The organism is Pseudarthrobacter sp. SSS035 (genome assembly GCF_023273875.1).
In the GTDB taxonomy this organism is placed as follows: domain Bacteria; phylum Actinomycetota; class Actinomycetes; order Actinomycetales; family Micrococcaceae; genus Arthrobacter.
On the sequence record NZ_CP096882.1, the window covers coordinates 4,206,420 to 4,227,787 of the forward strand.

Sequence of the window (21,368 nt, forward strand, 5' to 3'; positions counted from 1 at the left end):
AACTAAAATAGGCCGGATTCAATTTTTCGAGGAAGGTACACCACACATGGGGCGAGGCCGCGACAATCGCGAGTACGGAGCTGACGCGTCAGCCGGGACCGGTCCGGTGTCCCGCCACGCTGATGCTACCGCCGTCGGCGTTGCCCGGCATCTCGGATCCAGGAGCCGGATGCCGGCCTGGCTGAAGGTGACCACTGCGGTGGTCACCATCCTGGTGGTCGGCGGTCTAGGCTTCGCAGGCTACTGGTATTTGCGGTTCCAGTCGAACATCACCACGGCCCCGCTGAACGCCGGTGGCGTGGCGAACCCATCGGCCGACAAATCGGAGCGGATGCAGATCCTGATCCTGGGCTCGGATACCAGGGACGGCGCAAACGCGGAGTACGGCGCTGTGGACGACTCGACAGGTTACGGCAAGTCCGACGTCATGATGCTGATGGACGTATCGGCCGACAACAAGCGCGTCAGCGTCATCAGCTTCCCCCGGGACTTGCTGGTCGATATTCCGGAGTGCACCGACCAGAAGACCAAACGGACGTTTCCTGCCCGCAGCGGTGTCATGATCAACGAGGCCATGAATGAAGCCGGCATCGGCTGCGCCGTGGACACGGTCAACAAACTGACTGGACTGGAGATCGATCACTTCATGATGGCGGACTTCACCGCCGTGAAGGAACTCTCCAACACGGTGGGCGGCGTTGACGTGTGCATCAGTGACGCGGTCTATGATCCTGACTCCCGGCTGCGGCTGCCGAAGGGTACGTCCGCCGTCAAGGGCGAAATGGCCCTTGCCTTCCTGCGGACCCGTCATGCCTTTGCCGACGGCGGCGACCTGGGCCGGATCAGGGCACAGCAGGGATTCCTGTCCTCCCTCACGCGCAAGATCAAGGACGACGGCACACTGTCCGACCCCTCTAAGATGCTGACCATTGCCGATGTTGTGACCAAGAACCTCACGGTGGATGAGGGGCTGGCCTCCGTGCCGTCGCTCGTGAGTATCGGTAGCCGGCTCAAGGACATCGATATCAGCAAGGTGGCGTTTGTGGCCGTGCCCACGACGCCGGCAGTCACGGACATCAACCGCCTGCAGATTGCCGAGCCCGCAGGGTCCCAGCTCTTTGCGGCCCTCCGCGAGGACGTGGACCTCACGGATCCGACAGCACCCACCACGCCGTCCCCGGCGCCCACGGAAACAACAGCCACCCCAACAGAAACAGCCCCTGCGGTGCCGCCGTATGACAAGGGCCTGCAACCAGTCACCGTGGCCAACGGCAGCGGCGTCCCGGGACGCGCCCAGGAAATCGTGCAGGCGTTGATCACCGGCGGCTTCACCCAATCCGGGCCGTTTGAAGCCACGGCGGTGGCGCAGAGCGTCGTCTACTACGGTACGGAATTCGCCGACGTCGCAGCTGACGTGGCTGCGCTGCTGGGGATCCCGGCCGCGCAGGTCCAGCTGGCACCCCGCGTCGCCGGAGTCCAGGTCTACCTTGGAACTGACTTCACCACCGGGGCAACCTACGGAGCCGGTGCTGGTGGCGCCCTGCCCGAGGACATCGTCAACCAGACAGCCGGCGATACCGTGTGCCAGCAGGCCAACCCTGTGCTGATCGTCCAGGACTGACGGCCGTACCACAGAAGACAGCACCGCAGTCGACACACGAGAGGCGGGGCCAGACGGCCCCGCCTTTTGTGTGTCCCTGGAGGGTGATTACCAGATGCTGACGCGAGCGTCCTGCGGCATCCACATGCCATCCTGGTCGGTCACGCCAAAGGCCTGGTGGAAGGCGTCCAGGTTCTTGGCGATGGCGTTGGTCCTGAACTCGTTGGGGGAGTGGGGATCCGTGGCGAGCCTCCTGATGGCCTCTTCCGACCGGATCACCTGCCGCCAGCCGGCTGCCCAGGACGCGAAGAACCGCTGCTGCCCCGTCAGTCCGTCCAGCACTTCCGGTTCCTTGCCGTCAAGGCTGAGCAGGTAAGCCTTGTAGGCGATGGTCAGGCCACCAAGGTCGCCGATGTTCTCCCCGAGCGTCAGCTTGCCGTTGACGTTGTGCCCCGGCGCCGCATACGGGGACAACTCGTCGTACTGTGCCACCAGCTTGGCTGTGAGCTTCTCAAAAGCCGTCCGGTCCTCGTCGGTCCACCAGTTCCGCAGCGCGCCGCCGCCGTCGAACTGCGACCCCTGGTCATCAAAACCGTGGCCGATCTCGTGGCCGATCACCGCTCCAATGCCACCGTAGTTAACGGCGTCGTCGGCGTCGGCTGTGAAGAACGGTGGCTGCAGGATAGCGGCCGGGAAGACGATCTCGTTGAGCATCGGGTGATAGTACGCGTTGACCGTCTGCGGTGTCATGAGCCACTTGTTAAGGTCCACCGGTTTGCCCACCTCATCCAGGTGGCGGTCGACGTCGGCATTGTGGGCCCGCTCGACATTCCCCAAAAGGTCCAGCGGGTCGATTTCCACCGCGGAGTAATCGATCCACTTGTCGGGGTAGCCGATCTTGGGGCGGAAGGCCTCCAGTTTCCGCAGCGCCTCGGCCTTTGTCTCCTCACCCATCCAGGCAAGACCGGTGATGGACTGCCGGTAGGCCTCGATCAGGTTGGCCACCAGGGTCTGCATGCGGGCCTTGTGGGTTTCGGGGAAGTGCTTCGAGACGTAAATCTGCCCAACCGCCTCACCGAGTGCAGCTTCGACGACGGCGACGGCGCGCTTCCAGCGGTCCTTGTTCCGGGGCGTGCCGCTGAGCGTTGTTCCGTAGAAGGCAAAATTGGCATCCACGAACTCGGAGGACAGGTACGGCGCGGCGCCGTTGACGACCCGCAGGGCCAGCCACTCCTGCCACACGGAGAGCGGTTCGGACTCCAGCAGACCGGCGGCCCCGCTGAAGAAGTCCGGAGTGCTTACGACGATCTCATTGCGCTTGTCGGCGTCGATCCCGGCAGCTTCGAACCAGGTGTTAAGGAGCGGGAACAGGGTGGCCGCTTCCTCAGCGGACTTGAGGTTGTAGGTCTTCTGCGGGTCGCGCAGGGTGACGTTGTCCCAGTGGTGGGAAGCCAGGCTGGTTTCGAGCGCAACGACGCGCGCGGCCGCAGGCTCCGGATCTGCCACTCCGGCCAGAGTGAACATGGTCCTGGCATGCTCGCCATAGGCCTTGACCATGGGGGCGAACTTCTCTTCCCGGTAGTAGGACTCGTCCGGCAGTCCCAGGCCGCCCTGGCCGGTGTAGAGCAGGATGCGGTCCGGGTTGCCAGCGTCCGGAGCCGGGTAGATGTAGAAGAGCCCGGACACGTCTGACCGGAACAGCCGCCCGGCCAGGGCCACGAGATCAGCAACCGTGGTGGTGGCAAATACCTCTCCAAGCCGCCCGCGGATGGGCTCCATGCCTTTGGCCTCCACCGTGGCTTCGTCCATGAAGCTGTTGTAGAGCTCGCCCACTTTTCGTTCTATCCCGCTGGCGGCTTCACCCTTGGCGGCTGCTTCCTCGATGATGTCCCGGACCGCGATCTCCGCTCCGTCGCGCAGCGCGGTGAAAGTTCCCTCGAGTGGCCGGTCATCCGGAATTTCCGTGGCCTTGAGCCAGGACCCGTTCACGTGCTGGTACAGGTCATCCTGCGGCCTGACGGTGTGGTCAATGTTGGACAGGTCGATCCCCGAGATGGGCACAGATGCTCCTTCGTGTGACGTGCCGCGGCCGGCGCTGGCACCGGCGCGGCGTCTGCATGTTGGACGATAAGGACGGTGGTGCTCTCTCATCTTACGCACGCGTGCTACCCTCAAATGGTGCGCGCAGAGCTCCTTCTTCTTAGCTGCCGCGGCGAGGCCTCAGACGCGATTTAGCGCAAGGCCCACCCTCGTCGCGGAGTTTGTGTTGCCCGGCCACCTTTCAGATAAGAACCACAGAAAAGGCCCCGATACTAATGCGAAACGCACAGAAGTCCTCCGGAATGCCAGCCCACCGCTACCGTCCGTTCCAGGATCAGATCACCGTTGAGCTGCCTGACCGCACGTGGCCGGACAAGGTCATCACCAAAGCCCCGCGCTGGTGCGCCGTGGACCTGCGTGACGGCAACCAGGCGCTGATCGACCCGATGAGCCCTGCCCGCAAGATGAAGATGTTCGATCTGCTGGTCCGCATGGGTTATAAGGAAATTGAAGTCGGCTTCCCTTCTGCCTCGCAGACCGATTTCGACTTCGTCCGCCAGCTCATCGTCGGTAACCACATTCCGGACGATGTCACCATCCAGGTCCTCACCCAGGCCCGCGAGCACCTGATCGAGCGGACGTACGAGTCCCTGGTCGGCGCCAAGCAGGCGATTGTCCACCTGTACAACTCAACGTCCGTCCTGCAGCGCCGTGTGGTGTTCAACCAGGACCAGGACGGCATCCTCGACATCGCGCTCCAGGGCGCCAGACTGTGCAAGAAGTACGAGGAAACCCTCGTTGACACGCACGTCACCTATGAATACTCGCCGGAGTCGTTCACCGGAACTGAACTGGACTATGCCGTCCGCGTCTGCAACGCCATCGCCGACGTTTTCGAGGCATCCGCCGACAGCCAGGTCATCATCAACCTCCCTGCCACCGTGGAAATGGCCACCCCGAACGTGTACGCCGATTCCATTGAGTGGATGAGCCGGAACCTGCACCCGCGTGAAGGCATCATCCTGTCCCTGCACCCGCATAATGACCGGGGTACCGGCGTGGCCGCCGCCGAACTGGGGTACCTGGCCGGCGCGGACCGGATTGAGGGCTGCCTGTTCGGCAACGGCGAGCGAACCGGAAACGTGGACCTCGTCACCCTGGGCCTGAACATGTTCGTCCAGGGCATCGATCCCATGATCGACTTCTCCGACATCGACGAGATCCGGCGCACCGTGGAGTACTGCAACCAGCTCCCTGTCGCCGAGCGTTCCCCCTACGGCGGCGACCTCGTCTTCACCGCTTTCTCCGGCTCACACCAGGACGCCATCAAGAAGGGCTTCGAAGCGCTCGAGAAGGATGCTGCCGCCGCCGGCAAGGACGTTGCGGACTTCACCTGGCAGGTCCCGTACCTGCCCGTTGACCCCAAGGACCTGGGCCGCAGCTACGAGGCCGTCATCCGCGTCAACTCGCAGTCCGGCAAGGGTGGCGTGGCGTACCTGCTCAAGAACGAACACAGCCTGGACCTGCCGCGCCGTGCCCAGATGGAATTCTCCGGCGTGATCCAGAAGAAGACCGATACCGTGGGCGGCGAAGTCAGCGGCGCCCAGTTGTGGCAGCACTTCCAGGACGAGTACCTGCCCTCCAGCGAGGCGGAGGGCCAGTGGGGCCGTTACTCACTCGGTTCTGTCAGCACCGAAACCGATGACGACGGCGGGATGACCCTGCACGCCTCGCTCACCGTTGACGGTGTCCAGGCCCGTCGCACGGGCACCGGAAACGGGCCCATCGCCGCGCTGTTGAGCATCCTGCGCGAGGATGGCGTCGATGTCCGGGTCCTGGACTACAGCGAGCATGCCCTGTCGGAAGGCGGCAGCGCCATGGCCGCAGCTTACGTCGAGTGTGCCGTGGGGGAGCGGGTCCTGTGGGGCGTCGGTATCGATGCCAACACCAGCATGTCCTCGCTCAAGGCCGTCATTTCCGCGGTCAACCGTGCCATCCGGGATTCCCGGGCCTGATTCGGAACACGTTGCGCGCCGGGATTCCCGGCGCGCAACGCACCGGCATTGCCGGCTTTCCGGAACTCAGTGCGAAGATTAACCGTGGTCCAACAATCCTTTGCTGCCCGGTCCTACCGGGATGACGCCGTGGTGCTCCGCACCCACAAGCTGGGCGAGGCTGACCGCATCATCACGCTGCTGACCAAGCACCACGGCCAGATCCGCGCCGTCGCCAAGGGTGTGCGGCGGACCAGCAGCAAGTTTGGGGCGCGGCTGGAGCCGTTTATGGTTGCCGACCTGCAGCTGGTCTCCGGAAAGACACTGGACATCGTCACGCAGGCTGTTGCCAAGGGCGCCTACGGCAGCAACATCGCCGCAGATTATGGCCGGTATACCGTTGCCGCTGCCATGACCGAAACTGCGGAAAAACTGACCGACGTCGACGGCGAAGCCGGCACCGCCCAGTACAACCTGCTGGTGGGGGCGCTGGCCTCGCTGTCCCGGGCCGAGCACGCGCCGGGACTGATCCTGGATTCGTATCTCCTGCGGGCCCTTTCCACCGGCGGCTGGGCTCCGAGTTTTACCGACTGCGCCCGCTGCGGCCGGCCCGGCCCGCATACGGCCTTTTCGGCTCCGCTCGGCGGTATGGTCTGCGCGGACTGCAGGCCACCCGGTTCGCCTGCGCCGGCCGCGGAGACGGTCGTGCTCCTGGGTGCCCTGCTGACCGGGGACTGGACGACGGCGGATGGCTCGGACGTGCCGCACCGACGGGAAGCTGCGGGGCTGGTGGCCGTATACCTGCAATGGCACCTTGAACGTGTCCTGAAATCCCTCAAACATGTGGAGCGTGGCTGACAGTGGCCTTGGGAAAAAAGAAGAGCCCTTCGCGGCACCGGACCACCCCTGTGGTGGCACCGTATCCGCACCCGTCCGGCGCGGTTGCCCCGGCGATCCCCGCAGAATTCATCCCCCGCCATGTTGCCATTGTGATGGACGGCAACGGCCGTTGGGCCAACCAGCGGGGCCTGCCGCGGATCGAGGGACACAAAGCCGGCGAGCCCGCCCTGCTGGACGTGATGGCGGGCGCTATCGAACTAGGCATCGAATACGTGAGCGTCTATGCGTTTTCCACCGAAAACTGGCGCCGGTCACCCGAAGAGGTCCGCTTCCTGATGGGTTTTAACAAGGACGTGCTACGAAGGCAGCGGAACCAGCTGGACGACTGGGGTGTCCGCGTGCGGTGGTCGGGCCGGCGTCCCAGGCTGTGGGGCTCGGTGATCCGCGAACTGGAAGAGGCCGAGGAATTTACCGCGGGCAACAGCACGTGCACGTTGAACATGTGTGTTAATTACGGCGGCCGGGCGGAAATCACGGACGCCGTATCGGCTATCGCCGCCGAGGTTGCCGCAGGCCGGCTCAAACCCGGGGCCATCACCGAGAAAACCATCCAGAAGTACCTGGACGAACCGGACCTGCCGGACGTGGACCTGTTCCTGCGGAGCTCCGGGGAGCAGCGGCTCTCCAATTTCCTGCTCTGGCAGTCCGCGTATGCCGAGTTCGTCTTTATGGACACGCTGTGGCCCGACGTCGACCGGCGGACCCTGTGGGACGCCGTCGAAATCTACGCCCAGCGGGACCGGCGCTACGGCGGCGCCGTCGACGCCGCACCGGGTTCGGCCGTACCGTAACCCCGGAGCCAGCGGGCGAGCCGCGCGTAGGCGTCTGCCCGCACTTTCGCAGGGGAGAGGAAGACGTCGTGGAGCGCGCCGTCGATCCGTTCCACCGTGACGCTGCGCCCCAGCGTCAGGGCGCGGAGGGCGATGATGTTGACGTCCAGTACCGCGTCGGTGCGCCGCATTTCCTCGGACCAGAACGGCCCGGTGGCGCTTCCCCGGGACAGCAGCACCAGGATGGGTATGTCGATGTCCAGGCCACGGGCCACCTTGGTGTGGCCGGCCAGGACGGCGCTGAGCCAACCCGCGCGGAGCGGAAATGCCATGGGCGGACGGAACCTGTCGTCAAGCGGCCACTCGCCGTCGGCTGAACTGCTGATGGTCCGCCAATAGAACCCCCGCTCGGGCAGCCGCAGGACAGCCTCCGGCCGGAACCGCGCCACGGGTCCCACCATCGTGGACGCAGCACGGCGGACCAGCGAGCTGCCGTGCATCTCCAGCCAGGGACTGTTTAACACCAGCTGGGAGGCCGCTCCTGGGTGGTTGCTGACCCAGAGGGCGGCCACCAGGCCGCCGGTGGAGTGGCCCATCAGCGTGAGGGAGGCCTTGGCTTCCAGTTCCGGCGTGTGCGTGTCGGCCCGGATGATGGCGATGGCCGCTTCGATCTCGGCGTCATAGTCCGCCAGGTTCGCCACGTAGCCGCCCGGCGTTTCCGGGCGCAGGCTGCGGCCGTGGTTGTGCATGTCGAGGGCGTAGAACTCGTAGCCGCTGTGTGTCCAAAACTGCGCCAGGTCCACATTGAAGAAGTAGTCGCTCCAACCATGGAGGAACAGCACTGTTCGGCGCCGGCGGGTGGCTGCCGGTTCCTTCGCCGGACGGAAGCGCACCAGCGTGGCGGTGCGCTGGACGCCGTCTTCGCCCCCTGCCTCGAAGGTGCGGGCTTCGAAGCCAGCGCCGAGGATATCTGGCTGCCACGTCATGGCTTTATGCTAGCCGGAGCCGCATGTATGGCGACCCGGTTTGGTCTGGACCGTCCGAGACGGAAAACTAGAGCCATGCGCGTATATCCGACATTCTTCAGGCTGGCCTTTTCGTGGATGGACGCGGAACGCGCCCACAAGATCGGATTCAAGGGAATCAAGCTCGCCCATACTTCCGGCGCAGGACGGCTGCTGCACCGGTTCACGGCACCCGCGGCCTCCCTGCAGACTTCTGCCTTCGGGCTGACCTTCCCATCGCCGTTCGGCCTCGCAGCCGGCTTCGACAAGGAGGGATTCGGCGTCGAGGCCCTCACCGAACTTGGCTTTGGCCATGTCGAAGTAGGGACCATCACCGGGCAGGCGCAGCCGGGCAACGAGAAGCCGCGCCTTTTCAGGCTGATCGAGGACCGGGCTGTCATTAACCGGATGGGGTTCAACAACGATGGCGCGGCCGCCGTCGAACCGCGCCTCAAAGCGGCACGCGCCGCCCTGCAGCGCAGGCACCCTAACGTGCGGCCCGTGATTGGGGTTAACATCGGCAAGAGCAAGGTGGTGGAACTCGACGACGCCGTGGCCGATTACCTGATCAGCGCCCGGAGCCTGGCGCCGGCCGCGGACTACCTGGTGGTCAATGTCAGCTCACCCAACACGCCCGGGCTGCGCCTTCTCCAGGATGTCCAGACACTCCGCCCGCTGCTGACCGCGGTGGGGGACGAGGCGGACAAAGCGGCAGGGCGGCACGTCCCGCTGCTGGTCAAGATCGCACCGGACCTCAGCGATGAGGACATCGACGACGTCGCCAAGCTGGCCCTGGATCTTAAGCTGGATGGCATTATCGCCACCAACACCACGATCGGGCGTGAGGGGCTGGCGTCGCCGGCTGCGAAAGTGGTCGAATGCGGCGCCGGGGGCCTGTCCGGGGCACCGCTGAAGCAGCGTTCCTTGGAAGTCCTTCGCCGGCTCAAGGAGGCCACCGGGGGCGCGATCACGCTGGTGGCCGTCGGCGGCGTCGAGACGGCGAAGGACGTCCAGGACCGTCTGGATGCCGGGGCCACGCTGGTCCAGGGCTACACGGCGTTCCTGTACGAGGGGCCGTTCTGGGCGGCGCGGATCAACCGCGACCTGGCGAAAGCGCGACGCAACCGTTGACTCAGACAACAAAACCCCGGTGGTTGGACTACCGGGGTTTTTGTTGTTAAGGGAGGAGCGCTGCCGGGTCTGACCCGGCCTGCACATCAGGACGGGTATTGGCCGCGCTTCACGAGCGGCTTGGGCAGGCGCAGCTTGCGGAACTGCAGGGACCGCATCGAGCCGTACCAAACCGTGCCACGCTCAACCCCGCCGAACTTCTCGGTCAGCTTCTTGCGGAGCTGCCTGGACAGAATGAACACATCCACAAACACGGCCAGGAACATCACCCAAAAACCGCCCAGGACATAAACCATCTGTTCGCTGGAAGCCGGAACAATGAGGGAAATGATGACAAATACCAGGGCGCCGAACATCAGGTATTCGCCCAGGCTGAAGCGCGCGTCCACGTAGTCGCGGGCATAACGCTTCTGCGGACCCTTGTCGCGCAGAGGCAGGAATTTCTCATCACCTGTATCGAGCGCCTGGCGCATTTTTGTGCGCTGGTCCTGGATGGCCTGGCGCTCAGCGGCCTTGGACGCCTTGCGGTCCTCCGGCACCAGGGGCCGTTTGCGGGCAGCCTCCTGGGCTTTGCGCTTGGGCGTGGGCGCACCCTTGCCCAACGCGGCATCCTGCCGGGCTGCCGCTTCAGCGGCCTGCTGGTCTATTGATTGCTGCGCCGTTGGCGCTTCCTTTTTACGTCCGAACACGTGAACAGAATACCTTGCGGCCCAAGGAGATTCGGCGCGGGTATTGTGTTCGCCATGACTCCCACTCCAGCAGCCAGTCCGTCCGACGCCAACACCCCCGGCCCCGGACACCCTGCCCCGGCCATTGACGCGGACGGACTCAGGCTGTCCGTTGCAGGTTCCTTCGACTCAACCCTCGACCGGCTCAAGGAACTTGTGGCCATTCCGGGCATCGCCTGGCCGAGTTTCGATCCCGCGCCCTTGGAAGCCAGCGCGCAGGCCGTAGCGGAACTAATGCGCACCGCCGGCGTGGAGGATGTCCAGGTCCTGCGCAGTAACAAGGACGACGGCACCCCCGGCGGCCCTGCCGTCGTCGCACGCCGACAGGCGGCGGAAGGGAAGCCGACCATCCTGCTGTACGCCCACCACGACGTCCAGCCGCCCGGAGACCCGGCGCTGTGGGAAACAGAGCCTTTCGCCGCCGTCGAACGCGTCGGCAGGCTGTACGGCCGTGGCGCTGCTGACGACAAGGCCGGGATCATGGCCCATGTGGCGGCCTATGCCGCAGCGACCGATGTTCTGGGCACGGAATTCGGCCTTGGCGTGACGTTCTTCTTCGAAGGTGAGGAGGAAGCCGGTTCTCCTACCTTCCGTTCCTTCCTGGAAACGCACCGGGAACTGCTGCGGGCCGATGTGATCGTGGTGGCCGACTCCAGCAACTGGAAGGTGGGCATACCCGCCCTGACCACCAGCCTGCGTGGCCTTGTGGACGGAACCATTGAAGTCCAGGTGCTGGAGCATGCTGTCCACTCGGGCATGTTCGGCGGACCCGTGCTGGACGCGCCAACCCTGCTGTCCCGTTTGATTGCCACCCTCCACGACGCTGACGGCAACGTGGCCATCGAAGGCCTCGTATCGAATGACAACGTCGGCGTGGAGCTCACCGAAGCGGAGTACCGTGCTGATTCCTCCGTTCTCGACGGCGTCCGGCTCGCCGGCACCGGAAGCATCGCCGCACGGCTGTGGACTAAGCCCGCGCTGTCCATCATCGGCTTCGATGCGCCCGCCGTGGACGTGGCCTCGAACACGCTCCTGCCGCGGGCGCGTGCCAAGTTCAGCCTGCGCCTGGCGCCCGGCCAGGATCCGGCGGCAGCGATGGAAGCCGTTGAACGCCACGTCCAGGCCAATGCGCCCTTTGGGGCAAAGGTGGTGTTCACTCCCGGGGAAAGCGGAAAGTCGTTCCTCGCTGATACATCCTCCAAGGCGGCGACGTTCGCCATGTGGGCGCTGGGGGAGGCCTGGGGTGTTCCGGCGGTGGAGATGGGGATCGGCGGGTCGATTCCGTTTATTGCGGACCTGATGGACGTCTATCCGGACGTCCAGATCCTCGTGACCGGTGTTGAGGATCCCGATTCCCGTGCCCACAGTGCCAACGAGTCCCTTCACATTGGTGATTTCAAGAACGCCGTGGTCGCCGAGGCGCTGCTGCTCGCCCGGCTTAACGCAGAAGGCGTGGCCTGAATCCCGTGTCCCTCTGATGTCGGCATTCCTCCACCGTTGGGAACAATCAGCGGACAGGCTTGGTTACGTCAGGAGTTAGAGCTACAGGGCTGACCGAAGTAGCATGTAGCTATAGCCCGTACCGTATCCGTAGGGGCAGGCACCGCTGACGCGGGGCCGCCAGGACCGTCCTAAGGTAGGCCAAATGAGCACCGCAACCAACGAGAACATCACCGAGACCACCAGCGCTGCCAGCGATGAACTGGCCGCACATGAGGTCAAACTGACCGACGTCGCAGCAGGCAAGGTGCGCAGCCTCCTGGAGCAGGAAGGCCGGACCGATCTCCGCCTCCGCGTTGCCGTCCAGCCCGGCGGCTGCTCCGGCCTCATCTACCAGCTGTACTTCGACGAGCGACTCCTTGACGGAGACGCCGTCCGTGACTACGACGGCGTCGAAGTTGTGGTGGACAAGATGAGCGTGCCGTACCTCAGCGGTGCCAGCATCGATTTCGAGGACACCATCTCCAAGCAGGGCTTCACCATCGACAACCCCAATGCCGGTGGCTCCTGCGCCTGTGGTGATTCCTTCCACTGACCCGGTTCTTTCGCCCGATGCCGGCGCCTGCTTTCCGTCTGCCAAAAACGGCACGGAGGCACGGCGCCGACATGTGGGCGAAACGCCCGGCAGAGCGGTAAGCTCTACACCGAGTAGTAAAACTTTTAGTGTGCCCGGACGGCCCCTTGGGTGGCCGGGCAACAGCAACAAGTAGGAAGGGCCGTCTGTGAGTTCGCAGAACCGAACCGGCAGCCGACGCAAAACGATCACTACGATCTCAGGCTTGGCAGTTGCCGGCGCGTTGGTTTTGACTGGATGTTCGCCAGAGGTAGAGAAGGGGTGGCTGCCCACCGAGCGTGGCACCACCAATCACACTGACCGGATCATGGACCTCTGGGTCAACTCATGGATTGCAGCCCTTGTTGTGGGCATCATCACGTGGGGTTTGATCGTTTGGTGCCTTGTCGCCTACCGCCGCCGCAAGGGCACCACGGGTTTCCCGCGGCAGACCAGCTTTAATCTCCCGCTGGAGGTCTTTTACCTGACCATCCCGCTGTTCATGGTCCTGGTGTTCTTCTACTTCACCGACCGCGACCAGCAGGCCATCGATGACCGCTCCAAGCCGGCCGACGTCGTTGTTGACGTACGCGGCAAGCAGTGGGCCTGGGACTTCAACTACAAGTCCGGCGAGGTCGTAACCGAGGATGTCCACGAAGCTGGAGTCCAGGCACACCTTACGGGCAACACCATCGACAAGGAAGCGCTGCCGACGCTCTACCTGCCGGTTGGAAAGTCCGTTGACCTCGAACTGAACTCCCGCGATGTCATCCACTCTTTCTGGGTTCCCGCCTTCCTGCAGAAGCGCGACATGATCCCCGGCAAGACCAACTACATCAGGTTCACGCCCACTAAAGAGGGAACCTACGACGGCAAGTGCGCCGAGCTCTGCGGCGAGTACCACTCTGAAATGCTGTTCCGCGTCAAGGTTGTCTCTGAGACCGAATTCCAGGCTCACATGGACAAGCTCAAGGCAGATGGCAACACGGGACTCCTCGGCGAAGAGTATGACCGCAACCCGAACCTGAACGAAATTAAGTAAGGGGAGCGACGTGGCTACTTATACCCAGACCGCACCTGCCGGAACCCTTGAGGCTCCCGTAGTTCCTAAGTCCAAGGGACGCATCGTCGTCAACTGGATCACCTCCACCGACCACAAGACCATCGGGTACATGTACCTGATCGCGTCGTTTGTGTTCTTCTGCCTCGGCGGCGTCATGGCTCTGCTCATCCGGGCTGAACTGTTCGAACCGGGCATGCAGATCCTGCAGACCAAAGAGCAGTACAACCAGCTGTTCACGATGCACGGCACCGTCATGCTTCTGATGTTCGCGACGCCGCTGTTCGCCGGCTTCACCAACGTCATCATGCCCCTGCAGATCGGTGCCCCCGACGTCGCGTTCCCGCGGCTGAACGCACTGGCCTTCTGGTTCTTCCTCTTTGGCTCCACCATCGCGGTGTCCGGTTTCATCACCCCGCAGGGTGCGGCGTCGTTCGGCTGGTTCGCTTACGCGCCGCTGTCCAACACGACGTTCAGCCCTGGCATCGGTGGTGACCTGTGGGTCTTCGGCCTGGCGCTGTCCGGCTTCGGCACCATCCTGGGCGCGGTCAACTTCATCACCACCATCATCTGCATGCGTGCTCCGGGCATGACCATGTGGCGGATGCCCATCTTCACCTGGAACGCCCTGGTGACGTCCATCCTCGTGCTGATGGCCTTCCCGCCGCTGGCTGCGGCACTGTTCGCGCTCGGCGCGGATCGCCGTTTCGGTGCCCACATCTTCGATCCGGAGAACGGCGGCGCGGTCCTGTGGCAGCACCTGTTCTGGTTCTTCGGCCACCCCGAGGTGTACATCATTGCGCTGCCGTTCTTCGGCATTGTGTCCGAGATCTTCCCGGTCTTCAGCCGCAAACCGATCTTCGGCTACAAGGGCCTCGTGTACGCCACCATCGCCATTGCGGCCCTGTCAGTGACCGTGTGGGCGCACCACATGTACGTGACCGGTTCGGTGCTGCTGCCGTTCTTCGCCTTCATGACCATGCTCATCGCGGTCCCGACCGGCGTGAAGTTCTTCAACTGGATCGGCACCATGTGGCGGGGGTCCATTACCTTCGAGACTCCCATGCTGTGGAGCATCGGCTTCCTCATCACGTTCCTCTTCGGTGGCCTGACCGGCATCATCCTGGCTTCGCCGCCGTTGGACTTCCACGTTTCTGACTCCTACTTTGTGGTGGCGCACTTCCACTACGTGGTGTTCGGCACCGTGGTGTTTGCGATGTTCGCAGGCTTCTACTTCTGGTGGCCCAAGTGGACCGGCAAGATGCTGAATGAACGCCTCGGAAAGATCCACTTCTGGCTGCTGTTCCTGGGCTTCCACGGCACGTTCCTGATCCAGCACTGGCTGGGCGTTGAAGGCATGCCCCGCCGTTACGCGGACTACCTGGTGGAGGACAACTTCACCTGGATGAACCAGTTCTCCACCATCTCCTCGTTTGTGCTTGGTGCGTCCCTGATTCCCTTCTTCTGGAACGTCTACATCACCTGGCGCAGCTCTGAGCGCGTTGAGGTGGACGATCCCTGGGGCTTCGGAGCGTCGCTTGAGTGGGCTACCTCTTGCCCGCCGCCGCGCCACAACTTCACCTCGTTGCCCCGGATCCGTTCGGAGCGTCCCGCCTTGGATCTCCACCACCCGGAGCTCTCGCAGGTACATACCGTTGAATCGCCTGCAGCCGCAGCAGCGGTGCTCGGTAACGCCGACCAGAAGGACACCGCCAAGTGAAAATCGAATCATGGATATTTGGAGCCGGAGTCTTCTTCTTCGTACCGGTTTCCCTGGTCTACGGTTTCCTGACCAACTGGCATGAGTGGGTCGGAACCCTCGGGATCCTCCTGGTGGGCGGACTCTCCGGAATGATCGGCGGATACCTTGGCTTTACCGGCAAGCGCGTCGGAATGCGTCCCGAGGACCGCAATGACGCCGAGATCCACGAGGGCGCCGGCGAACAGGGGCACTTCAGCCCCTGGAGCTGGTGGCCGCTGGTCCTGGGCCTCGCCTGCGCGGGTGGATTCCTGGGCCTGGCAGTGGGTTGGTGGATCCTGTTCATCGCAGCCGGCCTCGCAGTCGTAGCCCTCGTCGGCTGGGTCTTCGAGTACAGCCGTGGGGACCACGCCCACTAGGAGCCGCTGAGCTTCAGCAGACATTTTATGAATTACGACGTCGGGCCCCACCTTCTGGTGGGGCCCGACGTCGTTCTTGTCAATTCGGTTGGCGCGTCGATTTGGCGCGGGAAGTCACGGGGTATATAGGCCCCTGGGAGGGGCTAGCTGGGGCCCTGTGACTCCAGGAGCTCCGCCAGCATCCGCAGGGCCGCCTCGGCGTCGCGGTGACTGACAGCGCCGCTGAGGGCGCCTTCGGGGACTGAAAGCTCTACTTCGCAGCCGAAGGGGAAGTCGGCAATCATGACTTCCAGGAGGGAGCGGGCGTCGACACTCTGGATGCCGGCCTTGCGGATGGTGACAGGAAGTCCGGTTTCGGTCACTGCCCTGACGAACATTGCGGCGGGACGGGCATGCAAGCCGACTGACGCTGACACAACGGCCTTATGCACTGGCAAAGGGTCTCCGATCTCCTGACGGACCCCACACCGTCATCGCTGAATTTCCTGTCCAATATATCCGGCTGGATGGCCACCCGACGAAACGGGGGAGTGGGACCGGTCGGTTGCCGGAACTGGTCTAGTCCAGCGGTGCTGCTTGCCTTAAGCTTGGATAGTGAAAACTGAAGCAAGGACGTACCTCCGTGGCTGCTGATGCCGGCGCCGTTGCCGGCGAGATTGACCGCAGCAGCGGGACAGCCATCTATATCCAGCTCAGGGAGATCCTCCGGGCCTACATCAGCGATTCCTGTCCGCCCGGATCTGCCCTGCCCTCGGAACGGGATCTTGCCCAGCGGTTCGGGCTGGCCCGGATGACTGTCCGGCAGGCAATCGATGCCCTGGTCGGCGAGGAAGTCCTCGAGCGGGTTGTCGGCCTCGGCACGTTCGTGCGGAAGCCCAAACTGGATCTTCAGGTGAAACTCACCTCGTACAGCGAAGAGATGCAACGCCGCGGCATGGTTCCGGCCGCCAAGGTCCTGAGCTTTGAACAGATCGGCGCCAGCGCCTTCCTGGCCCGCGAACTGCAGGTGGAGGAGGGGACGCCGCTGGTGCGGTTCCGTCGGCTGCTGCTGGCGGACGGTGAGCCGATGAGCGTGGACGAGAACTTCATCCCGGCGCAGCGCGTCCCGGGTCTTTTGGACGGCGAGCCCCCCAACATCGCTCTACAACGTTCTGAGTGAGCAGTTCGGCCTCGTGATGGAGTGGGGGGAGGACATGATCGAGGCGACGGCCGCTTCCCCCTCTACGGCGCGCCTGCTCAACGTCGACGTCGGTGCCCCCTTGCTCAAGATTCAGAGGCACGCCTTTGTTGCCCGGGCGATGGTGGACTACTCAGTTTCGTACTACCGGGCCGACCGCTACAAGCTATGGGTACCCCTCCAGCGGCCAGGTGCGAGGCCGGCCCGGAACCAATCGCTGGGCTACCGCAACCACTGACAGCGGGCCGCCAGCTGACGACAGCGGCGGCAGCCAGCAACGGTAAAGGCCCGGTCCAAGCGGACCGGGCCTTTACCGTTGGAGCATAACTGCTGTGAGTTAGTGGCTGAGGCTCTTGCTTTCCTCGCCGGCCTCAACTGCCGGGTGGGCATGGTGGCCGTGTGCGGCCTCCAGCTCTGCCGGCGTCGCCGGCGCAACACGGTCCTCGAAGAACCACTTTGACAGGAAAGCACGCTGCTTTTCCTTGCGCGTCACAATGCCGTGGTCGTTGGGGACCGCAGGCAGCGGTGAGGGGGACTCGAATCCGACGAGCTTGTAGCGCTTGTACTCATCCAGCGGCGCGTGCACCTCGATGAATTCGCCATGCGGCAGGCGGACGATACGTCCGGTCTCCCGGCCATGGAGTGCGATTTCGCGGTCCTTGCGCTGGAGGGCAAGGGCGACCCGCTTGGCCACCATAAACGCGATGACCGGTCCGATGAAGAACAGGGCGCGGAGCCAGTACGTCACATCATTCAAGGACACGTGGAAGTGTGTGGCGATGAGGTCCGAACCAGCGGCTGCCCACATCACGCAGTACCAGACGAAGCCGGCAACGCCGATGGCGGTGCGCGTGGGGGCGTTCCGCGGACGGTCCAGGACATGGTGTTCGCGGGTGTCCTTGGTGATCCAGCTTTCGATCCACGGGTACATGAACATCACCGTGAACAGTATGCCTGCGGGCACCAGGGCCGGCAACAGGACGTTCAGCGTCAGCACGTAGCCGAAGACAACGTACTCGAACTGGAAATCACCGATGACACCGGGCATAAGCCTCAGTGCACCGTCAACGAACCCGATGTACCAGTCAGGCTGGGTGCCCGCAGAAACCGGCGAGGGATCGTACGGGCCGTAGTTCCAGATCGGGTTGATCGTGAAGAAGCCAGCCATCAGGGCAATTACACCGAAGACGATGAAGAAGAAGCCGCCGGCCTTGGCTGCGTACACAGGTCCGAGCGGGTAGCCAACAACGTTGCCGTCGTTGCGGCCCGGGCCGGGGTACTGGGTGTGCTTGTGCACAACCACCATGAACAGGTGCAGGACGATCATCAACAGGATGAGCGCGGGTACGAGCAGGATGTGCAGCATGTAAAGGCGGCCAATAACAGCCGTCCCCGGGAACTCGCCGCCGAAGAGGAAGAAGGAAGTGTAGGTTCCAACCACGGGGATGGACTTGATAACGCCGTCGATGATCCGGAGGCCGTTGCCGGAGAGCAGGTCATCGGGGAGTGAGTAGCCAGTGAACCCGGCTGCCATGGCGAGGATCAGCAGGACGCTGCCAACAACCCAGTTCATTTCACGCGGTTTGCGGAAGGCGCCCGTGAAGAAGACGCGCAGCATGTGGACGGCGATCGACGCTACGAAAAGCAGTGCAGCCCAGTGGTGCACCTGGCGCATGAACAGGCCACCGCGGACGTCGAAGGAAATATCCAGCGAGGTGCTGTACGCCACGGACATTTCGACGTTCTTCAACGGCAGGTAAGACCCGTCGTAGTGCGTTTCCGCCATGGACGGATCGAAAAAGAAGGTCAGGAAGGTGCCCGAAAGCAAGAGGATGACGAAGGAGTAGAGGGCTACTTCGCCAAACATAAACGACCAGTGGTCAGGGAAGACCTTGCGTCCGAATTCGCGCAGGATCCCTGATCCGCCAACTCGCGCGTCAACAAAATCAGTGATGCGTCCGGCTTTAGTCTTGGCGACGAAGGCGGGGGCTTCAGCTCTTGATGCTGCGCTCATGCTCATCACGCTCCCAGTAACTCGGTCCTACAGGTTCATTGAAGTCGCTGGTTGCGACCAGGTAGCCCTCGGCGTCCACTGCAATCGGCAGCTGGGGGAGGGGCCGGCTGGCGGGGCCAAAGATCACTTTGCACTCGTTCGTGAGGTCAAAAGTGGACTGGTGGCACGGGCACAGCAGGTGGTGCGTCTGCTGCTCGTACAGAGCAACGGGGCAACCGACGTGGGTGCAGATCTTGGAGTAAGCAACGATACCGTTGTAGCTCCAGTCTTCGCGGCCCGCCGAGGGGTTCAGCGAGGCGGGATCCAGGCGCATCAGCAGTACAACTGCCTTGGCCTTTTCGTTGAGCTTGCCTTCATGCAGTTCGTTCAGGCCCTCAGGAATAACATGGAAAGCCGACCCGATGGTGACGTCAGAGGCCTTGATGGGTGTGCCGTCGGGGTCGCGGGTGAGGCGCTTGAGCTTGCCTTCCTGCGGTGCCCACATGGTGTGGGCCAGCGCCCGGTCGGGGCGGGGGCCGAGGTCACCGAAAACCGCAATTGCGGGAAGCGGGGCCAGGGCCATAGCACCGAGCAGGGTGTTGCGGATGAGCGGGCGGCGCTTGATGCCGGTCTCCTCCACGATGTCATCCACGATCCGGACTGCCGCCAGGCGGTCTTCTTCGGTGCGGATGGGATGGCGTTCTTCGGAGACTTCATGGTCCGGCATCAGGGCCTTGGCCCAGTGCACAATACCGGTGCCGATGCCGAGCATCGCAAACGCGGTGCCAAGGCCCAGCAGGGCGTTCTGCAGCCGTATGGTGGCGATGCTTGTGCCATCGCCCAAGTCGATGGCGAAGTACGCCACCAGGAAGATCAGGGTGCCGACAACTGACGCGCCGAAAAGTACGGCGACCTGCCGTTCTGCACGCTTTGCGGCCTTCGGGTCCGTGTCGGCCAGGCGCAAACGGTGCGGGGGAATTCCAGGATCCTGGAACTTCTCCACCTCATTCTGACCAGCCGTAGCTACGGTGCCCGAGTGGTTCGGACTGCCGTCACTATGGTTGCCCATAATTCGCCTCATCCTTCTCTCGTCCCGGCGTCTGCCGGGTTAGTTTTCAATTTCAAACTGCTGACTGGGCAGCAGAAGTTCTTAAGATTCCCGTTGCGCCTAAGACGTCCGGGAAGTAAGCCAGATGGTGAAGGCGATGATGACACCCAGGCCTGCAATCCAGACGAAGAGGCCTTCAGAGACGGGACCGAGGGCGCCGAGGTCAGCGCCACCGGGGGAGCCGTTGGCCTCGATCTGCTTCAGGAAGGTGACGATGTCGCGCTTGCCCTCAGGGGTGACATTTGTGTCACTGAAGACGGGCATGTTCTGCGGTCCGGTGACCATCGCTTCGTAGATGTGCTTGCCGGAGACATCGGCAAGGGCGGGAGCGAACTTGCCACGGGTGAGTGCACCGCCGGCTGCTGCTGCGTTGTGGCACATCGCGCAGTTCACGCGGAAGAGCTCACCACCCTTGGCGGCGTCGCCCTGCTCATCAAGCAGGTGTTCTTCAGGAATCGCCGGGCCGGCTCCCAGGGAAGCTACGTAGGCTGAAAGCTGGTGGGTCTGGGCATCGTTGAACTGAGCGGGCTTCTTGTACGCCTGGGGGCCGTTCATCTGCATGGGCATCCGGCCGGTACCGACCTGGAAATCAACGGACGCGGCACCGACGCCAACCAGCGAGGGGCCATCCTGGCTGCCGCTCGCGCCCATGCCGTGGCAGGTGGCGCAGTTAGCTTCAAAGAGCTTTTCGCCCTCGGCGGTGTCATTGGCGCTGAAGCTGGTGGTGGATGCCTTGGCCTCGTTGACGGTGGTGGCAACGGCGTACAGCCCACCAGTGACGAGGAGTCCCATCAGTAGCAGCGCGATTACTGCGAGTGGGTGACGCCGCTTTTGCGAGAGAGCCTTCACGTGGTGGTTCCTTTATTCGATCGTGCGCCGGCTCCGTGAGCCGCTTCTTGAAATTCTGCCTCTTGTAGAAAAGGAATCAAAGCTTGACTACTTCAGTACGTAGATGACCAGGAAGAGGCCGATCCAGACAACGTCCACAAAGTGCCAGTAGTAAGACGTGACGATCGCGGAGGTTGCTTCGAAGTGGCCGAACTTCTTTGCTGCGAACGAGCGCCCGATGATGAAGAGGAAAGCTATGAGGCCGCCGATAACGTGCAGGCCGTGGAAGCCGGTGGTCATGTAGAACGCTGAGCCGTAGGCGTTGGATGAGAGCGAAACGTGCTCTGAAACAAGCATTGCGTATTCAGTTGCCTGGCCGGCAACGAAGAACGCACCCATGATGAAGGTCAGCGTGAACCATTCGTTCATGCCCCAGCGGGAGAACTGGAACGGGCCGCCTGTTTTGCGGGGCTGCAGCCGTTCGGCGGCGAAGACGCCCATCTGGCAAGTAAAGGAACTGGCCACGAGGACGATCGTGTTGACGAGCGCAAAGGGGAAGTTGAGCTTGGCTGTCTCTTCCGCCCACATCTGTCCGCTCGTGGAGCGCAGCGTGAAGTACATGGCGAAGAGACCGGCGAAGAACATCAACTCACTGGACAGCCAGACTACGGTTCCGACAGAAACCATATTGGGGCGGTTCAGCGTGGGGTGCGCCGGGGTACTGGGGGCATGGGTCGCAGATGTCACATAGACATTATGTCTATAAAAGTCCGTAGTTCCCAACGCGAACCGCCTTTTCGGGGGACTTTTTCTACAAAGACGCGAAATCACCGTGAAAAGTTCCCGGCGACGTTCACATTGGTC

At 63.3% G+C, this 21,368-nt stretch carries 18 protein-coding genes and 1 pseudogene; 11 read left to right on the forward strand and 8 right to left on the reverse strand.

From position 1 onward, the window contains the following. Positions 1 to 46 precede the first annotated feature (46 nt). The gene (locus MUN23_RS19505; protein ID WP_248760524.1) at positions 47 to 1,621 is read left to right on the forward strand and encodes an LCP family protein; all 1,575 of its coding nucleotides are present in this window, start codon (positions 47 to 49) and stop codon (positions 1,619 to 1,621) included. A gap of 87 nt (positions 1,622 to 1,708) precedes the next feature. On the opposite strand, the gene MUN23_RS19510 is transcribed toward MUN23_RS19505, so the two are convergent. Then, positions 1,709 to 3,661 (reverse strand): M13 family metallopeptidase, encoded by a 1,953-nt coding sequence (locus tag MUN23_RS19510; RefSeq protein WP_248760525.1) that lies wholly within the window; start codon positions 3,659 to 3,661, stop codon positions 1,709 to 1,711. A 254-nt stretch (positions 3,662 to 3,915) separates the two neighbouring features. Between MUN23_RS19510 and leuA the strand changes: the two genes are divergently transcribed. The 3 genes from leuA (at position 3,916) to MUN23_RS19525 (ending at position 7,325) form a co-directional block, all read left to right on the forward strand. Then, a complete protein-coding gene (gene leuA, locus MUN23_RS19515) occupies positions 3,916 to 5,655 on the forward strand; it encodes a 2-isopropylmalate synthase (RefSeq protein ID WP_248760526.1) in 1,740 nt (579 codons plus the stop codon). An 84-nt stretch (positions 5,656 to 5,739) separates the two neighbouring features. After that, entirely contained in the window at positions 5,740 to 6,492 is a 753-nt protein-coding gene (gene recO, locus MUN23_RS19520; RefSeq protein ID WP_056340103.1) for a DNA repair protein RecO, read from the forward strand. Positions 6,493 to 6,494: 2 nt separating this feature from the next. Then, positions 6,495 to 7,325, forward strand: coding sequence for an isoprenyl transferase (locus tag MUN23_RS19525; protein WP_248760527.1), 831 nt, complete (start codon positions 6,495 to 6,497; stop codon positions 7,323 to 7,325). On the opposite strand, the gene MUN23_RS19530 is transcribed toward MUN23_RS19525, so the two are convergent. After that, positions 7,280 to 8,290, reverse strand: coding sequence for an alpha/beta hydrolase (locus MUN23_RS19530; RefSeq protein ID WP_248760528.1), 1,011 nt, complete (start codon positions 8,288 to 8,290; stop codon positions 7,280 to 7,282). The two genes, MUN23_RS19525 and MUN23_RS19530, sit on opposite strands and share 46 nt — an antisense overlap. Positions 8,291 to 8,365: 75 nt before the next feature. Here MUN23_RS19530 and MUN23_RS19535 point away from each other — a divergent pair, with 75 nt between their 5' ends. Then, a complete protein-coding gene (locus MUN23_RS19535; protein WP_248760529.1) occupies positions 8,366 to 9,439 on the forward strand; it encodes a quinone-dependent dihydroorotate dehydrogenase in 1,074 nt (357 codons plus the stop codon). Positions 9,440 to 9,525: 86 nt separating this feature from the next. On the opposite strand, the gene MUN23_RS19540 is transcribed toward MUN23_RS19535, so the two are convergent. Continuing rightward, positions 9,526 to 10,128, reverse strand: coding sequence for a DUF3043 domain-containing protein (locus MUN23_RS19540; protein ID WP_058932432.1), 603 nt, complete (start codon positions 10,126 to 10,128; stop codon positions 9,526 to 9,528). Between the two features lie 54 nt (positions 10,129 to 10,182). Here MUN23_RS19540 and MUN23_RS19545 point away from each other — a divergent pair, with 54 nt between their 5' ends. The 5 genes from MUN23_RS19545 (at position 10,183) to MUN23_RS19565 (ending at position 15,398) form a co-directional block, all read left to right on the forward strand. After that, the gene (locus MUN23_RS19545) at positions 10,183 to 11,628 is read left to right on the forward strand and encodes a dipeptidase (protein WP_248760530.1); all 1,446 of its coding nucleotides are present in this window, start codon (positions 10,183 to 10,185) and stop codon (positions 11,626 to 11,628) included. A gap of 184 nt (positions 11,629 to 11,812) precedes the next feature. Then, positions 11,813 to 12,202 (forward strand): iron-sulfur cluster assembly accessory protein, encoded by a 390-nt coding sequence (locus tag MUN23_RS19550; protein WP_056340087.1) that lies wholly within the window; start codon positions 11,813 to 11,815, stop codon positions 12,200 to 12,202. A 187-nt stretch (positions 12,203 to 12,389) separates the two neighbouring features. Continuing rightward, entirely contained in the window at positions 12,390 to 13,262 is an 873-nt protein-coding gene (coxB, locus tag MUN23_RS19555) for a cytochrome c oxidase subunit II (RefSeq protein ID WP_058932434.1), read from the forward strand. Positions 13,263 to 13,272: 10 nt separating this feature from the next. Beyond that, on the forward strand, positions 13,273 to 15,000 hold the full coding sequence (gene ctaD / locus MUN23_RS19560) for a cytochrome c oxidase subunit I (RefSeq protein ID WP_058932435.1): 1,728 nt from the start codon (positions 13,273 to 13,275) through the stop codon (positions 14,998 to 15,000). Then, a complete protein-coding gene (locus tag MUN23_RS19565) occupies positions 14,997 to 15,398 on the forward strand; it encodes a cytochrome c oxidase subunit 4 (protein WP_056340077.1) in 402 nt (133 codons plus the stop codon). The genes ctaD and MUN23_RS19565 overlap by 4 nt, the downstream gene beginning before the upstream one ends. Positions 15,399 to 15,541: 143 nt before the next feature. Here MUN23_RS19565 and MUN23_RS19570 read toward each other — a convergent pair whose 3' ends face one another. Then, positions 15,542 to 15,835: an HPr family phosphocarrier protein gene (locus MUN23_RS19570; protein WP_248760531.1), complete on the reverse strand. Its 294-nt coding sequence runs from the start codon at positions 15,833 to 15,835 to the stop codon at positions 15,542 to 15,544. Between the two features lie 185 nt (positions 15,836 to 16,020). Here MUN23_RS19570 and MUN23_RS19575 point away from each other — a divergent pair. Continuing rightward, positions 16,021 to 16,813, forward strand: a pseudogene (locus MUN23_RS19575) (GntR family transcriptional regulator). 99 nt (positions 16,814 to 16,912) lie between these two features. Here the strand turns inward: MUN23_RS19575 and MUN23_RS19580 are convergent. From MUN23_RS19580 to MUN23_RS19595, 4 genes are all read right to left on the reverse strand, one after another. Further along, positions 16,913 to 18,589, reverse strand: a complete 1,677-nt coding sequence (locus MUN23_RS19580; RefSeq protein ID WP_248760532.1) for a ubiquinol-cytochrome c reductase cytochrome b subunit — start codon at positions 18,587 to 18,589, stop codon at positions 16,913 to 16,915. Beyond that, a complete protein-coding gene (locus MUN23_RS19585; RefSeq protein WP_248760533.1) occupies positions 18,567 to 19,637 on the reverse strand; it encodes a ubiquinol-cytochrome c reductase iron-sulfur subunit in 1,071 nt (356 codons plus the stop codon). Before MUN23_RS19585 ends, MUN23_RS19580 begins: the two co-directional genes overlap by 23 nt. 99 nt (positions 19,638 to 19,736) lie before the next feature. Continuing rightward, a complete protein-coding gene (locus MUN23_RS19590; protein WP_248760534.1) occupies positions 19,737 to 20,525 on the reverse strand; it encodes a cytochrome c in 789 nt (262 codons plus the stop codon). An 87-nt stretch (positions 20,526 to 20,612) separates the two neighbouring features. Next, positions 20,613 to 21,287: a heme-copper oxidase subunit III gene (locus tag MUN23_RS19595; RefSeq protein WP_240484251.1), complete on the reverse strand. Its 675-nt coding sequence runs from the start codon at positions 21,285 to 21,287 to the stop codon at positions 20,613 to 20,615. Between the last annotated feature and the right edge of the window lie 81 nt (positions 21,288 to 21,368).

Bases quoted from the DNA above. Each gene is read 5' to 3' on its own strand.
- MUN23_RS19505 (WP_248760524.1), top strand. From the start codon at position 47: ATGGGGCGAGGCCGCGACAATCGCGAGTACGGAGCTGACGCGTCAGCC.
- leuA (WP_248760526.1), top strand. From the start codon at position 3,916: ATGCGAAACGCACAGAAGTCCTCCGGAATGCCAGCCCACCGCTACCGT.
- MUN23_RS19530 (WP_248760528.1), bottom strand. From the start codon at position 8,290: ATGACGTGGCAGCCAGATATCCTCGGCGCTGGCTTCGAAGCCCGCACC.
- MUN23_RS19535 (WP_248760529.1), top strand. From the start codon at position 8,366: ATGCGCGTATATCCGACATTCTTCAGGCTGGCCTTTTCGTGGATGGAC.
- MUN23_RS19545 (WP_248760530.1), top strand. From the start codon at position 10,183: ATGACTCCCACTCCAGCAGCCAGTCCGTCCGACGCCAACACCCCCGGC.
- MUN23_RS19550 (WP_056340087.1), top strand. From the start codon at position 11,813: ATGAGCACCGCAACCAACGAGAACATCACCGAGACCACCAGCGCTGCC.
- MUN23_RS19580 (WP_248760532.1), bottom strand. From the start codon at position 18,589: ATGAGCGCAGCATCAAGAGCTGAAGCCCCCGCCTTCGTCGCCAAGACT.
- MUN23_RS19585 (WP_248760533.1), bottom strand. From the start codon at position 19,637: ATGGGCAACCATAGTGACGGCAGTCCGAACCACTCGGGCACCGTAGCT.